13 protein-coding genes are annotated in these 13,807 nt (G+C 75.8%); 5 read left to right on the top strand and 8 right to left on the bottom strand.

Annotated features, from left to right (window positions below; genetic code table 11):
* Positions 1 to 25: 25 nt before the first annotated feature.
* Positions 26 to 2,260 carry a winged helix-turn-helix domain-containing protein gene (locus ACZ402_RS18080; protein ID WP_375825483.1) on the bottom strand — a complete coding sequence of 745 codons (2,235 nt, stop codon included), beginning with the start codon at positions 2,258 to 2,260 and terminating at the stop codon, positions 26 to 28.
* A gap of 31 nt (positions 2,261 to 2,291) precedes the next feature.
* Positions 2,292 to 2,681 carry a carboxymuconolactone decarboxylase family protein gene (locus ACZ402_RS18075; protein ID WP_375825484.1) on the bottom strand — a complete coding sequence of 130 codons (390 nt, stop codon included), beginning with the start codon at positions 2,679 to 2,681 and terminating at the stop codon, positions 2,292 to 2,294.
* 337 nt (positions 2,682 to 3,018) lie between these two features.
* On the opposite strand from ACZ402_RS18075, the gene ACZ402_RS18070 reads away from it, so the two are divergent.
* Positions 3,019 to 4,155 (top strand): YihY/virulence factor BrkB family protein, encoded by a 1,137-nt coding sequence (locus tag ACZ402_RS18070; RefSeq protein ID WP_375825485.1) that lies wholly within the window; start codon positions 3,019 to 3,021, stop codon positions 4,153 to 4,155.
* A 4-nt stretch (positions 4,156 to 4,159) separates the two neighbouring features.
* Here the strand turns inward: ACZ402_RS18070 and ACZ402_RS18065 are convergent, their stop codons facing one another.
* The 4 genes from ACZ402_RS18065 to ACZ402_RS18050 all read right to left on the bottom strand — a co-directional run bounded on the left by ACZ402_RS18065 (position 4,160) and on the right by ACZ402_RS18050 (position 8,662).
* Entirely contained in the window at positions 4,160 to 5,800 is a 1,641-nt protein-coding gene (locus ACZ402_RS18065; RefSeq protein ID WP_375825486.1) for an MFS transporter, read from the bottom strand.
* Positions 5,797 to 6,834 (bottom strand): glutaminase A, encoded by a 1,038-nt coding sequence (gene glsA, locus ACZ402_RS18060; protein WP_375825487.1) that lies wholly within the window; start codon positions 6,832 to 6,834, stop codon positions 5,797 to 5,799. The genes ACZ402_RS18065 and glsA overlap by 4 nt, the downstream gene beginning before the upstream one ends.
* Before the next feature lie 199 nt (positions 6,835 to 7,033).
* Positions 7,034 to 8,008, bottom strand: a complete 975-nt coding sequence (locus ACZ402_RS18055; RefSeq protein WP_375825488.1) for a LacI family DNA-binding transcriptional regulator — start codon at positions 8,006 to 8,008, stop codon at positions 7,034 to 7,036.
* Positions 8,009 to 8,143: 135 nt separating this feature from the next.
* Positions 8,144 to 8,662, bottom strand: coding sequence for a VanZ family protein (locus ACZ402_RS18050; RefSeq protein WP_375825489.1), 519 nt, complete (start codon positions 8,660 to 8,662; stop codon positions 8,144 to 8,146).
* A gap of 100 nt (positions 8,663 to 8,762) precedes the next feature.
* Here ACZ402_RS18050 and ACZ402_RS18045 point away from each other — a divergent pair, with 100 nt between their 5' ends.
* The 3 genes from ACZ402_RS18045 (at position 8,763) to ACZ402_RS18035 (ending at position 10,970) form a co-directional block, all read left to right on the top strand.
* Positions 8,763 to 9,632 carry an MBL fold metallo-hydrolase gene (locus ACZ402_RS18045; protein ID WP_375825491.1) on the top strand — a complete coding sequence of 290 codons (870 nt, stop codon included), beginning with the start codon at positions 8,763 to 8,765 and terminating at the stop codon, positions 9,630 to 9,632.
* A gap of 146 nt (positions 9,633 to 9,778) precedes the next feature.
* Positions 9,779 to 10,546 (top strand): methyltransferase domain-containing protein, encoded by a 768-nt coding sequence (locus tag ACZ402_RS18040; RefSeq protein ID WP_375825492.1) that lies wholly within the window; start codon positions 9,779 to 9,781, stop codon positions 10,544 to 10,546.
* A gap of 43 nt (positions 10,547 to 10,589) precedes the next feature.
* Positions 10,590 to 10,970 (top strand): VOC family protein, encoded by a 381-nt coding sequence (locus tag ACZ402_RS18035; RefSeq protein WP_375825493.1) that lies wholly within the window; start codon positions 10,590 to 10,592, stop codon positions 10,968 to 10,970.
* Between the two features lie 12 nt (positions 10,971 to 10,982).
* On the opposite strand, the gene ACZ402_RS18030 is transcribed toward ACZ402_RS18035, so the two are convergent.
* Positions 10,983 to 11,648 carry a LysE/ArgO family amino acid transporter gene (locus ACZ402_RS18030; protein ID WP_375825494.1) on the bottom strand — a complete coding sequence of 222 codons (666 nt, stop codon included), beginning with the start codon at positions 11,646 to 11,648 and terminating at the stop codon, positions 10,983 to 10,985.
* Between the two features lie 52 nt (positions 11,649 to 11,700).
* On the opposite strand from ACZ402_RS18030, the gene ACZ402_RS18025 reads away from it, so the two are divergent.
* On the top strand, positions 11,701 to 12,660 hold the full coding sequence (locus ACZ402_RS18025; RefSeq protein ID WP_375825495.1) for an ArgP/LysG family DNA-binding transcriptional regulator: 960 nt from the start codon (positions 11,701 to 11,703) through the stop codon (positions 12,658 to 12,660).
* A 22-nt stretch (positions 12,661 to 12,682) separates the two neighbouring features.
* Here ACZ402_RS18025 and ACZ402_RS18020 read toward each other — a convergent pair whose 3' ends face one another.
* Positions 12,683 to 13,702, bottom strand: coding sequence for an NAD(P)H-dependent flavin oxidoreductase (locus ACZ402_RS18020; protein ID WP_375825496.1), 1,020 nt, complete (start codon positions 13,700 to 13,702; stop codon positions 12,683 to 12,685).
* Positions 13,703 to 13,807 lie beyond the last annotated feature (105 nt).

Raw genomic sequence — 13,807 nt, 5'->3', positions numbered from 1 at the left:
GGAGGCTCACGTCCCCCTCGGCGACCTAGCTCCCGAGGAGGCCGAGCATCACCGCACGCTCGACGGCGGCGCCGCGGGTCGTCGCGCCGAGCTTGCGGTAGATCGCGCCGACCTGGGTGCTCACGGTGTTGCGGGAGACGAAGAGCCGACGGCCGATCTCCGCCATCGTGAGGTGGGTCTGCAGGTAGGGCAGGAGCCGGAGCTCGGCCGGGGTGAGCGGCGGGGCGCCGTGCGTCGCGGCGACGGTCTCGAGCCGGGCCCGGAAGGCGGCGACCTCGTCCACCAGGAGCCCGACGCGCGGGCGGCGCCGCAGCAGCTCGGCCGCCTCGGCGGCGAGGTGGGTCGCCGTCGTGCGGTCCCCGAGGGCGAGGCACGCGTACCCGAGCTGGAGCCGGACGCGCAGCGCGAGGTACGGCATGACGTACGTGCACGGCACGCGGGCGCGCATCCCGCGGGCGACGAACCGCTCCGCCGCGGTGCGCTCGCCCCGGTGGGCGGCGACGCGAGCACGCACGGCGAGAGCGATCGCCGTGGTCGAGTAGCCCTCCATGTGGTGGTCGTCGACCGTGGCGACCGCGGCGCGCGCGTGCCGCTCCGCCTCGTCCCACCGCCCGTCGTCGAGCGCGAGGACGCCGAGCTCCGCCTCGCTGAGGAGCACCGAGTCCGGGTTTCCCGCCTCGGTACCGCAGGCCACCGCCTCGACGAAGGCGTCGCGCGCCGCGTCCCGGTCGCCCACGAGAAGGTGGGCCGAGCCCAGGAGGTGGAGCGCCTGGTCGCGCCACGGGCTCCACGCGGGCTCGTGCTCGACGGCGTACGTCGCGCACGCGAGGGACGCCTCCGGCCCGTCGACGCACATGGCGGCCCGCACCTGGCACCGGGCGGACTCGAGCGCGACGCGGTCCTCGTCGGGGAGGAGGCCGGCGTCGAAACCCTCCAGCACGGCGGCCCACCGCTCGGCCGCCGGGGACTCGCCGAGCAGCAGCGCGCGCCACGCGGCGACGACCGTGAGCTCGGGGAAGGCCTCGACCACGGCGTCGCCGAGGGTGTCGAGCCAGCGCGTCACGACGGCCACCCCGCCGTCCTGGTACGTCGGCAGCGCGAGGCGCCCGACGAGGACGGCCGCCTCCTCGACGTCGCCCGCCGCGAGGAGGTGCTCGACCGCACGGGCCTCCAGCCCTTCCTCGACGTGCCACGCGGCGGCGCGACGGTGGAGCGGCGCGACGGCGTCGGGCTCGACCCGGTCGAGCTCCGCGAGCAGGAACTCGCGGAACAGCGCGTGGTAGCGGAACCAGCCGCGGTGATGGTCGAGCGGGACGAGGAACAGGCTCGCGTCCTCCAGCTCGCGCAGCCGCTCCGCGGCGTCCGTGGTACCGAGGAGGGCGTCGCAGGTCGCCGCCGAGAGCTGGTCGAGGACGGCCGTGGCGCGCAAGAAGTGCTGGGTCCGCACGGGGAGGAGGGTCATGCACTCGCGGTACAGGTAGTCGGCGACGAACCGGTCGGTCCCCGTGAGGGACGACGGGTCCTCGCCGTCGCGCACGAGCAGCGCGCAGAGGAAGACGCCCGTGGGCCAGCCCTCGCACCGCTCGACCACGCGGCCCAGCGCATCGTCCGAGTCGACCCCGGCCGCGCGGAAGATCTCGCGCGCACCGTCGGCGTCGACCCGCAGGTCGTCGGGACCGACCTCGACGAGGTCGCCCTCCACCCGGCGGCGCGCGTCGTACCCCGGGGCACGACGGCTCGCCACGACGACCTGGGACCCGCGCGGGACGCCGCCGAGCACGACCTCGAGCGCGTCCCGGCAGGACGCCGAGCCTGCCTCGTGCAGGTCGTCGACGAACAGGACGAACGGCGTGGCGGTGCGCGCGAGCGCCGACGCGAGCAGCGGGGCCGACCGGCCGAGCATCGCCGCGCCGGTACCGCGCATCTCGGCCGCCACCGCGGCGACCTCGGGCGACACGCGCGCGCACGCGAGCGCGAGGAGCGTGAGCAGGGCGCCGGGGTCGTCGTCGAGCCGGTCGAGGCTGGCCCACGCGACCGCGCGGTCCTCGAGGCTCGCCCACTCCGCGAGCATGGTCGTCTTGCCGTAGCCCGGCGGAGCCGTCACCACGACGACGCGCGCGCCGTCGCGCCGCGCGCGCTCGACGAGACCGCGCCGCGAGACCGCACCCCGGCGCGGCGCCGGAGGCTCGACCTTGCCCGCCAGCAGCGCGGTGCTGAGATCCGGTCGCGCGGTGACCGCCTGACGGCTCCCGTCGGACACGCGAGCAGCCTAGGAGCGCCCCCCGGGGCCCTCAACCGGAACGGGGGAAATCACCCCGCCGGGGCGTGCCGTCCTCCGGTGCGCCGTCGTCCACGGGACCACCGGCGTCCTCCCACCCCTCGACGGGTTCCAGGCCCAGGGCGAGCGCGACCCGCGGCGCGGCTGCCACGACCGTCGGGAGCCCGACGACCGGCACGACCGCCGCGAGGACGCCCACCACCTCCGCGGGGTCGATCCCGGCCTCGACGGCGGCGTCGATCTCGGCGCCGTAGGTGGGGACCGACGCGCCGACGGCGACCGCGGCCGCGATCCGCACCAGGGCCCGGTCGCGCGCGGACAGCGCGTCGTCCCCGAGCGCTGCGCCGTCCGCGACGCGCTCGTCGTTGATCGTGAGCCGCCGGAGCACCTCCGCATGGTCCATGCCGACCATCCACCCTTCCGACGCGGGCCCGGCCGGGGCCGGCCGTCCCGGGCCCGTCCCCCTGCCCGATCGCCCCTCCCCGCCAGCATGACGACGGCGCGGCGCGAGGTCGTCACGCAGAACGCATGACGAGCGCAGCGGGCGAGGCCGACGCTCTCCCAGCTCCGCCTCGGGGTCCCGCTCGCCCTGCCGCTCGCCGTCCTCGTCCTCGACGAGGCCCTCGCACGTCGCGCGCCGAGCTTGCGAGCGCTCGGCACCGAACCGAGCCTGGAGGCGGACAGGCCCGGCGGGGGCGCCGAGGGGCGCGGCCCGCCGCGACGTCGACCGAGGAGGCCCGATGACCGCGGACACCGAACGCCCCGAGCCCGACTCCGAGCGCAAGCCGGGCTCCCCCACCGACCTGCACAAGCCGTCGTGGGGGTTCGCGCTCAAGGGCGCGGTACGCGAGTTCCTGGACGACCAGTGCACCGACCTCGCCGCGGCCCTCACGTACTACGCCGTGCTCGCCTCCGCGCCCGCGCTCCTCGCGCTCGTCTCCCTGCTCGGCCTCGTGGGCGACGGGGAGAAGGCCGTCGACTCGGTGCTCACGAGCGTCGAGGGGGTCGTGCCGTCCACGACGCTCGACACGATCAAGCCGCTCGTCGAGCAGGCCGCGAACACGGACAAGGCGGGGTTCGCGCTCGTCATCGGTGTCGTGCTGGCCCTGTGGTCCGCGTCCGGGTACGTGGGCGCGTTCGCCCGGTCGATGAACCGCATCTACGAGGTCGAGGAGGGACGCCCCGTCTGGAAGCTGCGCCCCGTGATGCTCGGCGTCACCGTGATCACCGTGATCCTCGCGGGCCTGGTCGTCGCGAGCCTCGTGCTCTCCGGCCCGATCGCGCGGCAGGTGGGCGCGCTCGTGGGCCTCGGGGACACGGCGATCGCCGTCTGGCAGGTCGCGAAGTGGCCCGTCGCGCTCCTGCTCGTGGTGCTCCTCGTCGCGCTGCTCTACCACCTCACGCCCAACGTGAAGCAGCCGAGGTTCCGGTGGGTCAGCCCGGGCGCGATCCTCGCGATCCTCGTCTGGGTCGTCGCGTCCGCGGGCTTCGGGCTCTACCTCGGCAGCGGCCTCAGCAGCTACGGCGCGACGTACGGGGCGCTCGGCGGCGTCATCATCTTCCTGCTGTGGCTCTGGCTCACGAACCTCGCGCTGCTGCTCGGGGCGGAGCTCGACGCCGAGGTCGAGCGCAGCCGGGAGCTCCAGGGCGGGCTCGAGGCCGAGGAGCGCCTCCAGCTGCCGCCGCGCGACACGCGCGCGAGCGACAAGAAGGCGGCCAAGCGCGACGAGGCGGTCGAGCAGGCTCGCGCCCTGCGCCGGAGCGGCGGGCGCTCCACCGACGCCGAGACCCGGGACGGCGGCGCCGGTCAGGAGTCGGGTCGCGGTGCCCACCGCTCCGCCGACGGGCCCGACGGCGCCGGGGACCGCGAGGCGTAGCGGGCTACCGGGCGGGCGCGGGGTCGGGGATCTCGTCGGGCCGGTAGCGCGGCAGGCGGCTCGCGGGGAGGATCGCCGTCGCGCTGACCCCCGCGAGGACGAGGAGCCCGATCTTCAGCGTGCCGAGGCGCGCGTCCTCGTTGAGCGCGACGGCGGCGTCCACCTGGGCGGGGGTGGCGTCGGTGCCCGCGAGGACGGTGCGCAGCTCGTCGTTGCTCACGAAGTTGACGGTGTCGAGGTCGACCTGGGCGACGAGCGACGGCGGCAGCTCGGGGTGCTCGACGACGGCGCGCCCGACGCTGAACGACAGGATCGTCACGAGCAGCGCCCCCGCGAGCGCCGTGCCGACCGCCGAGGCGAGGTTCTGCGTCGTGCCGCGGACGGAGCCGACGTCGCCCGCGAGGGTCTTGGGCGCCGCCGTGACGAGCACGTTGAACACGAGCGTCACCAGGGCGCCCTGCCCGATCCCGAAGACGACGAGGCCGAGGATCGTGGGCAGCGTCTCCCAGTTGTTGGTCACGACGAACGACAGCCACAGCAGCGCGACGGTGGTCAGGGTGAAGCCGAAGACCCCGATCGTGCGCGGCGGGTAGCGCCGGTAGAAGCGCACGACGAGCGTCGCGGTGACGAACACGGTGAGGTTGAACGGCATCATCGCGAGCGCGGTGTCGAACGGCGTGCGGCCCTGCACGATCTGGATGTACAAGGGCACGGTGAAGTTCAGCGCGGCCTCGAGGGCGACCACCACGAACATCGCGTACACCGCCGCCCGTTCGCTGGGCCGCGCGAGGACGGACAGGTCGACGAGCGGGACCTTGCCGGCGGCGGTCCGGCGCCGCGTCCACCAGAAGAACGCCTGCCCGAGCACGATGCCGAGCAGGACGAGCACGGGCGCGGGCGAGACGCCGACGAGGTCGAACGGGGCGCCCGGAGCGGCGAAGAACAGCCCCCAGGCGTTGAGGTTGTTGAAGCCGAGGGTGAGCGCGACGACCGCCGCGCCGATGAGCACCGCGGCCACGAGGTCGATCCGGATGCCGGGGTCGCCGGCGTCGGAGCGCAGCCGGAAGCTGAGGACGAAGACCGCGACGGCGAGCGCGAGGACGATGACGAAGGTGGGCCGCCAGCCGATGAGCGTCCCGAGCGCGCCGCCGATGAAGAACGCGCTCATGCCGGACACCGCGCGCGCCGAGCCCAGCGAGCCGATCGCCGTCGCCTGCTGAGGTCCGCGGTAGTTCTCCGCGATGAGGGCGACGAGCGCGGGCACGATGATCGCGGCCGAGGCGCCCGCGAGGGCCTGGCCCGTGATGGCCCACGCGACGGTCGGCGAGAGGATCATGAGCAGCGCCGAGCCGGCGAACGTCGCCACGACGACCCGGAAGATCGCGACCCACCCGATCCGCTGCCCCAGCTTGGCCCCGGTCATGACGAGCGCGGCGACCGCGAGCCCGTAGACGACGATCGTCGTGCTCGCGACGGTCGGCGGGACGCCGAAGTCCTCCACCATCCCGCCCAACGACACCGGCAGGGCGGCGACGTTGAACGACATGAGGACCTGCGCGAGGAACAGGCCGACCATGGGTACCCACGACCGGCGGTCCTCGGTCGCCGCTGCGGCGCTGCTGTCGACGACGTCTCGGGTGCTCACGGGGCGGGGTCCCTTCTCTCGGTCGTGCGGGTGGGCGTCACGGGGACGTGCGGGGACGACGCGAAGAGGTTGAGGCCGAGGGTCCGCGAGAGGTACGCGGTCGCACGCTGGCCGCGCACGCTGTTCCCGGCCGGGTCGAGCGGTGGTGAGAACGTGCCGATCGCCCCCTTGCCGGGGGCGACGGCGACGATCCCTCCTGCCACGCCGGACTTGGCAGGAAGACCGATCTCGAACAGCCACTCCCCCGAGCGCTCGTACATCCCGGTCGAGGCGAGCACCGCGAGCGTGTCCCGGCACACCTGCGCCGAGACCACGCGCTCGCCCGTGACCGGGTTGACCCCGCCGTCCGCGAGGGTCGCGCCCATGACGGCGAGGTCGCGCGCGCTCACGCGCAGCGCGCACTGCTTGGTGTAGACGTCGACGACCTCCAGCGGGTCGACCTCGATCCGCCCGTAGCTCTCCAGGAGCCGCGCGATGGCCTTGTTGCGCATGTTCGTCGCCGACTCCGACCGGTACACGACCCCGTCGAGCTCGAGCGGCCGACCGGCGAACCGGGACAGGCCGGTCCGCACGTTCTCCCACTGCTCGGCGAAGGACGAGCCGGGCATGAGCGCCGTCGTCGCGAGCGCACCGGCGTTGACCATGGGGTTGCGCGGGTGGCCGTCGTGGAGCTCGACCGCCATGACGGAGTTGAACGCGAGGCCCGTGTTGTCCACCCCGACCCGTTCGAGCACCCCCTCGTGGCCGTAGGCCTCGCAGACGAGCGCGTAGACGAACGCCTTGGAGATGGACTGGACGGAGAACTCCACGTCGGCGTCGCCCACGGCGTGGACCGCCCCGCTCGACTCGGCGACACAGACCCCGAACAGGGCACGGTCCGCCTCCGCCAGGACGGGGATGTAGTCGGCGACCGTGCCGTCGTCGTGCCCGCGGTAGCGCTCGTGCGCCGCGCGGACGTGCTCCTCGACGCGGTCCCAGCCCGGGAGCGACCCGGTCGCGACCTCCTGCTCGACCCCGTCGACGTCCAGTCCCATCCTGTCCCCTCCGTCCGGATCGTCCGAGACGACCACGCGCGATGCTGCCACGTCCGCCCCGCGGGCGCAGGACGAGGCGCGCGCGGCCGGGCCGGGCCGGCGCGACGGTCGGGTGCGGGTCCTGCCGTCGCCGGGGCTGGGGCCCGGCGTGCGGGTGGCAGGTGGCGGGTGGCGGCCGGTCAGGCGTGCCCGGTCGCGCTCAGGCGCTCGTGCGGCGGACGACGACGGAGGGGAACGTGCGCTCGTCGTCGCGCCGGCGGCGGTCCAGCAGGGCCGCCGTCGCCGCGGCCGCGATCCGCTCCACGGGGTGGGTCGCGGTCGTCAGGCCGGGGCCGGCCTGCTCCGCGAAGGGCTGGTCGTCGAACCCGGTGACCGCGACGTCGTCGGGCACGCGGACGCCGTCCTCCGCGAGCGCGCGCATCGCGCCGACGGCGAGCGTGTCGCTCATCGCGACGAGCGCGTCGACGGCGGGCCAGCGCCGGCGGGACTCGCGCGCCGCCTCCGCGCCCGCGAGGGACGTGAGGTCGGCGGCCACGACGCGGCGCGGGAGCCCGGCCGCGCGCACGACGGCGTCGTACGCCTCCACGGCGCGCTGCGCGCCGGGGAGCCAGCCGGGACCGGTGAGCATGACGACGTCGCGCCGCCCGTCGGCGAGCACGTGCTCGACCAGCGCGGTGATCCCGGCGGAGGCGTCGACGTCGTACGAGGGCACGCGCCCGTCGGCCGGGCCGATCGCCGCCACCCGGTCGACGAGCGCGCGCGGCACGCTCGCGAGCACCTCGGCGGAGTAGTCGACGAGCAGCACGCCGCCCACGCCCGGGTCGCGCGCGAGGCGGGCCAGCTCGTCGCGCGGGTCGCGGCCGAGCCAGCGCAGCGCCACGCCGACGCCCTGGGTGTCGGCCGCGCGGCTGGCCGCCGCGACGACGCGCGCGACGTAGGGGTCGCCCAGCAGGTCCGCGGACGGCGACCCGACCGCGACCACGACGCGCTCGCCGCGCCCGCTCGCGAGCGACCGCGCGCCCGGGTGGGGGACGTACCCGAGCTCCTCGACGGCGGCCAGGACCGCGCGGCGCGCCGCGTCGGACACGGGGCCCGTGCCGCGCACGACGCGCGAGGCCGTGGACCGCGAGACGCGGGCCGCCGCGGCGACGTCGTCGAGCGTGGTGGGCGGCATGGCGATCTCCTGGGCGGTCCGGTCGGCGATGACGGGCGGCGCCCGGAGCACCACGCTAACCCCGGAGGGCCGTCGGTGGAAGCGTTCCCACGGTCGTGTCGGAGCCCGGTCCGTCGTCGATCCCGGGGTCGCTCCTCAGGACCGGCGCGCGGTGGGGACCGAACCCGGGTTCGTCGCGCGCTCCCGGCGGGCCGCGAGCCGGAGCGCGACCACGGCGAGGACCGCGCCGAGCAGCGCCCCGATCGAGTTGGAGAGCCAGTCGTTCGTGTCGCACGACCGCCCGAGCGCCGGGACCAGCGCCTGGACCACCTCGACGAGCGCGGAGGCGACGACGCCGCCGAGGAGCGCGACCAGCGGCCGGCCGAGCGCGACCGCGGCGAGCAGCACCGGCGGCACGAACAGCACCACGTTCGCGAGGAGCTCGACCCGACCCGGGGTCGGCAGCGCCCAGCTCACGGTGCACACCGCGAAGAGCTCGCGGTCGACCGGCACGAGGGTCAGCAGGAGCACCGGGAGCAGGGAGACGCCGAACAGCACCCACGCCAGCGGCCGGCGGCCCGTCAGCCACGCGCCCACGAGCGGTCCGACGACGACGAGGACGAGGAGGGCGAGCGGCGACAGCCAGGGGTGCGCGACGAGGACGGTGGCGATCATGGGCGGCCAGTATCGCAGGTGCCGGGTGCCCGGGTGCCTCCGTGCCTGGGTGCTGAGTGACGGGTGACGCGTGTCGGTGGGACGCGGTAGACCTGTGCCCATGACGACGACGCCGTCCCCCGAGCCCCTCGCGACCGACGCTCCCGCCTCCCACGAGGAGTGGTGGATCTGCCGCACGTGCGCGGTCGAGCACGCCGAACGACCCGACGTGTGCGCCATCTGCGCCGACGAGCGCCAGTGGGTCCCCGCGACCGGGCAGGCGTGGACCACGCTCGCCGAGCTCGCCGCGGCCGGCGAGCGCCTCGTGCTGGAGGAGCTCGAGCCCGACCTGTTCGGCCTGTCGAGCGAGCCGAACGTCGGCATCGGGCAGCAGGCCAAGATCGTGCGCACCCCCGCCGGCAACCTGCTCTGGGACCCGCCCGGCTACGTGGACGACGACGCGGTCGCCCGGGTGCGCGCGCTCGGCCCGGTCGTCGCGATCGCCGCGAGCCACCCCCACATGTTCGGCGTCCAGGTCGCGTGGAGCCGCGCCCTCGGTGACGTCCCCGTGCTCGTCGCCGAGGCGGACGCGCACTGGGTCGCGCGCCCCGACCCGGTCATCGAGACCTGGACCGGCGAGCGCGAGGTGCTGCCCGGCGTCGTCCTGTCGCAGCCGGGGGGCCACTTCCCCGGGAGCGCCGTCGTGCACTGGGCGGCCGGCGCCGAGGGCCGGGGCGTGCTCCTGTCCGGGGACACGATCTTCGCCAACCCCGACCGCACGTCGGTCAGCTTCATGCGGTCCTACCCCAACCGCATCCCGCTGTCCGCCGCCGTCGTGCTGCGCGTCGCCGAGCACGTCGCGCGACGCCCGTTCGAGCGGCTGTACAACAACTTCGAGGGCGTCGTCCCCGCCCACGCGCGAGAGGTCGTGCTCCGCTCCGCGCAGCGCCACGCCGCCTGGGTCCGCGGCGACTTCGACCACCTCACGTGACCGGTCGCCGCCCGCGGGTCCGTCGACAGGGTCATGGTTCCGTGACGTTCGATCCTTGCGCGACGGTTCGGCCCCTTCACCGTCTCCGTCCCGGATCCTGCCGTTCCATCCAGCCGGCCCCGCCGACGAGGGCCGAGAATCGCCGGATGGCGGACATCTTCGAGGCCACCCGGCCGGACGACTACCTGATGCGCCTGGCGGCGTCCGACCTCGGGCGCGGCTACAAGGCGATGGTGACCGCGGAGCTCGCCCTGGCGGACGGCCACACCGTCGTCGACCTCGGGTGCGGCCCCGGTGCCGACCTCCTGGCCTTCAGCGCGGCGGTCGGCGCCGACGGGCTGGTCGTGGGGATCGACCGCGACCTCGAGGCCGTCGAGGCGGCACGAGAGCTCGTGGCGGGGGCCCGCAACGTCACGGTGCGGACGGGCGACGCCCACGAGCTCGACCTCGACACCGGGAGCGCCGACCGTGCCCACACGGATCGCGTGCTCCAGCACGTCGCGGACCCCGACCGCGCCGTCGACGAGATCGCTCGCGTGCTCCGCCCGGGCGGGCGCGCCGTGCTGGCGGAGCCCGAGTGGGGGACCCTCGCGATCGACGGGCCGGACCGCGCGACGACGCACGCGTACCAGGCGTACGTGGTCGAGGAGGTGGTGCGCAACGCGTGGACGGGCCGACGGCTCCCCGCGCTCGCCCAGCGCTCGGGTCTGTCCGTCCGCCGGATCGTCCCGGTCACGGCCGTCTTCCAGGACGTCGGCGAGGCCGACGCCGTCCTGGGCCTCGGGCGCGTCGCCCGGCGTGCACGGGACGCCGGGCACCTCGACCCGGACGCGTACGAGCGCTGGGTCGCGCACCTCACGACCGCGCCGTTCTTCGCCTCGGTGACCCTGTTCGTCGTGGTCGCCGTGCGCTGACCGAGGGCGCGTCCCTGTGGGTGGCCCGCGCGACGATGACCGCATGAGCACCCATGCGCACGGCATCCACCACTCGATTGACTACGTCGAGCTCCCCGTGACCGACCTCGCGGCGGCGCAGGCGTTCTACGGCGCGGCCTTCGGCTGGGAGTTCGTCTCCTACGGCCCCGGGTACGCGGGGATCCGCACGGCCGCGGAGTCGGGTGCGGACGAGGCGGGCGGGCTGCGCCTGGCGGAGGCGGCCGACGTCTCGCGGGGCGGGCCGCTCGTGCTGCTGTTCTCCGCGGACCTCGACGCGACGCTCGCCGCCGTGCAGGGGGCGGGCGGCCAGGTGGTCGCGGGCCCGTACGAGTTCCCCGGCGGCCGGCGGTTCCACTTCCTCGACCCGAGCGGCAACGAGCTCGGGGTCTGGGCGACGTCCTGAGGTCGCGCCGCCTCAGCCGCCGAGCAGGAGCGACACCCCGATCGTCGCCATGACGACGGCGATCGCGCCGTCGAGCACGCGCCACGCGCCGGGCCGGGCGAACACGGGTGCGAGCAGGCGTGCGCCGAAGCCGAGCGCGGTGAACCAGGCGATGCTCGCGACCATCGCGCCTGCCCCGAAGAGCCAGCGGGCGGCGTCGGGGTCGCCCGCTCCTCCGGCGTGCGTGGCGGCGTAGCCCGCCGCGAGCGACCCGAGGAGCAGGACGGTGTCGAGGTACACGTGCGGGTTGAGCCACGTGAGGGCGAGCGACGTCCCGACGGCGGAGCGGGCGCTCGTCGCACCCGCGCCCGATGCCGGATCGAGACCGCCGGGACGCAGGGCGCGCCGGGCGGCGAGCGCCGCGAGCGTGAGCAGGAACGCGGCGCCGCCCCAGCGCACCACGGTGAGCAGCGCGGGCGCGCCCGTCACGAGCGCGCCGAGCCCGGCCGTCCCGGCGGCGATGAGGACGAGGTCGGAGAGCGCGCAGACGAGCACGACGGGCAGGACGTGCTCGCGGCGCAGGCCCTGGCGCAGCACGAACGCGTTCTGCGCCCCGATCGCGACGATGAGGGACAGCCCGGCGGCGAGACCGGCGGCGAGGGGCGAGAGAGCGGCGAGCACGTCCTCGACGGTAGGCACGCGGCTCCATGAAGTACAGCGAAAGATTCTGCACTTCCCTAAGATCTGCTTCATGGTGGACCTTCAGCCCGACCAGCTCCGCACGCTCGCCGCGATCTCCGTCGCCGGGACGTTCGAGGCAGCCGCCCAGCGGCTCGGGGTGACCCCGTCCGCCGTGAGCCAGCGCGTGCGCGCGCTCGAGTCGGCGGTGGGCCAGGTGCTCGTGCGGCGCGGGAAGCCCGCCGAGCTCACGCCGCCGGGCCAGGTGCTCGTCCGGCACGCGCGCCACCTCGCGCTGCAGCAGGCGGACGTGCTCGCGGAGCTGGGGATCGGGACCGCGACGCGTCCGAGCGACCCCGCGGCCGACGGCGGTGTGCCCCTGCCCGAGGTCACGCTCGTCGTCTCCGGCGACGCCCTGACCACCTGGGCGCTGCCCGCGCTCGTCGAGGCGTCGGGGTGGGCCCGGCTCGAGGTGCTGCGCGAGGACGAGGAGCACTCCATCGGCCTGCTGCGCGACGGCACTGCGGTCGCGGCGGTGACCTCGGTCGCCGAGGCCGTCCCGGGCTGCCGATCGACCCTGCTCGGCCAGATGCGCTACCGCCCCATGGCGAGCCCCGCGTTCGCCGCGCGCTGGTTCCCCGAGGGCCCGACCGCCGTCGCGCTCTCCCGCGCGCCCGTCCTCGCGTTCGACCGCAAGGACGACCTCCAGGAGCGCTACCTGCGGCTGCGCGCCCAGGAGGCGGTGGGGACAGCGGCGGGGGGTATGGCGGGGACGGTGATCGACCCGCCCCGCCACCACGTCCCCGCGTCGAACGAGTTCCGCCGCGCGATCGAGCTCGGCATGGGCTGGGGCATGCTCCCCGACCTCCAGAGCGCCCGGGCGGAGCGCGAGGGACGCCTCGTCGGCTTCGACGACGCCCGGGCGATGCACGTGCCGCAGCACTGGCAGCAGTGGCGCCTGCACTCCACGTCTCTCGACCGCCTGGCGACCGCCGTCGCCTGGGCAGCCCGCGCCGCCCTCGGCGACTCCTGACGTCCGGCCGCTGCCCGTCCGCTCAGACGCCCGCGAGCGCCCGCACGACGTCGCCCGCGGACCCGTCCGCCGCGTGCCGGTAGCCGGTCCCCGCCCAGAGGTGCAGGCGGTCGGCGTCGCCCGCCGCGGCAGCGGCCTGCCGCAGCCCGCGGGTCAGGTGGTGCACCGCGGGGTAGGCGACGGGTGCGCTCCCCCGGTGGCGCTCGACGAAGCCGTTGCGCAGCGCCCGGGCGGGCCGGCCGGTGAACGCCCGGGTCAGGACCGTCTCGGTGAAGGCGGGGTCGGCGAGGGCGCGACGGTAGGTGGGCGACGTGCCCGCCTCGCCGGTCCGCAGCAGCAGCGTGCCCACGGCCACGGCCTGCGCCCCGGCGTCGAGGAGCCCGCGCACCGCCCCGGGTCCGTCGACGCCACCGGCGGCCACGACCGGCAGGTCCACCTCGCGCAGCACCCGCCGGACGAGCTCGGCCGTCGCGACGGGCTCCGGGTCCCGGCCGGGGTCGTGGACGGCGCTGTGGCCGCCCGCGTCGGAGCCCTGGACCACGAGCCCGTCGACTCCGACGTCGCGCGCGAGCCTCGCCTCGGAGGGCGTGGTGACGCTGGCGAGCACCCGGGTCCCGACGGCGCGGAGGGCGGCGACCGTGTCCCGGTCGGGCAGCCCGAACGTCAGGGACACCACCGGCACCGGCCGCGCGAGCAGGAGCGCGAGCTTCTCCTCCCAGCGGTCGTCGTCGGCGACGGGCGTCGGGTCGAGCACGACCCCGAGCGCGTCCGCCTCCGGCGCGAGCTCGGCGGCGTAAGCGGCGAGTGCGTCCGGGTCGACGACGTCGCGCGACGGCACGAACAGGTTGACCCCGAAGGCGTGCCCCGTGGCGCGGAGCGGCTCGACCTGGGCCGCCAGCGCCTCGGGCGTCGTGTAGCCACCGGCGAGGAACGGGAACCCTCCGGCGGACGCGACGGCGGCCGACAGCGCCACCGTCGTCGGGCCGCCGGCCATCGGCGCGGCGACGATCGGGAGCGGGGAGTCGAGGATCGGCGCGCTCATGGTCGGATCCTCTCAGGTCGACGGAACGGCTCGACCTCGCCCCCGTGGTCGCCCCTCGGACGTGTCGGTGCCGTCGACGGGCACCGACCGCCGTCGCACCGGGGC

Source organism: Cellulosimicrobium sp. NPDC030954 (genome assembly GCF_055571305.1).
The sequence above is the reverse complement of the archived record's forward strand: the minus strand, read 5'-3'. Positions and strand labels throughout refer to the sequence as shown.

Excerpts from the sequence above, each read along its gene's own strand:
- ACZ402_RS18075 (WP_375825484.1), bottom strand. The coding sequence starts at position 2,681 with ATGGACCATGCGGAGGTGCTCCGGCGGCTCACGATCAACGACGAGCGC.
- ACZ402_RS18070 (WP_375825485.1), top strand. The coding sequence starts at position 3,019 with ATGACCGCGGACACCGAACGCCCCGAGCCCGACTCCGAGCGCAAGCCG.
- glsA (WP_375825487.1), bottom strand. The coding sequence starts at position 6,834 with ATGGGACTGGACGTCGACGGGGTCGAGCAGGAGGTCGCGACCGGGTCG.
- ACZ402_RS18055 (WP_375825488.1), bottom strand. The coding sequence starts at position 8,008 with ATGCCGCCCACCACGCTCGACGACGTCGCCGCGGCGGCCCGCGTCTCG.
- ACZ402_RS18050 (WP_375825489.1), bottom strand. The coding sequence starts at position 8,662 with ATGATCGCCACCGTCCTCGTCGCGCACCCCTGGCTGTCGCCGCTCGCC.
- ACZ402_RS18045 (WP_375825491.1), top strand. The coding sequence starts at position 8,763 with ATGACGACGACGCCGTCCCCCGAGCCCCTCGCGACCGACGCTCCCGCC.
- ACZ402_RS18040 (WP_375825492.1), top strand. The coding sequence starts at position 9,779 with ATGGCGGACATCTTCGAGGCCACCCGGCCGGACGACTACCTGATGCGC.
- ACZ402_RS18035 (WP_375825493.1), top strand. The coding sequence starts at position 10,590 with ATGAGCACCCATGCGCACGGCATCCACCACTCGATTGACTACGTCGAG.
- ACZ402_RS18025 (WP_375825495.1), top strand. The coding sequence starts at position 11,701 with ATGGTGGACCTTCAGCCCGACCAGCTCCGCACGCTCGCCGCGATCTCC.
- ACZ402_RS18020 (WP_375825496.1), bottom strand. The coding sequence starts at position 13,702 with ATGAGCGCGCCGATCCTCGACTCCCCGCTCCCGATCGTCGCCGCGCCG.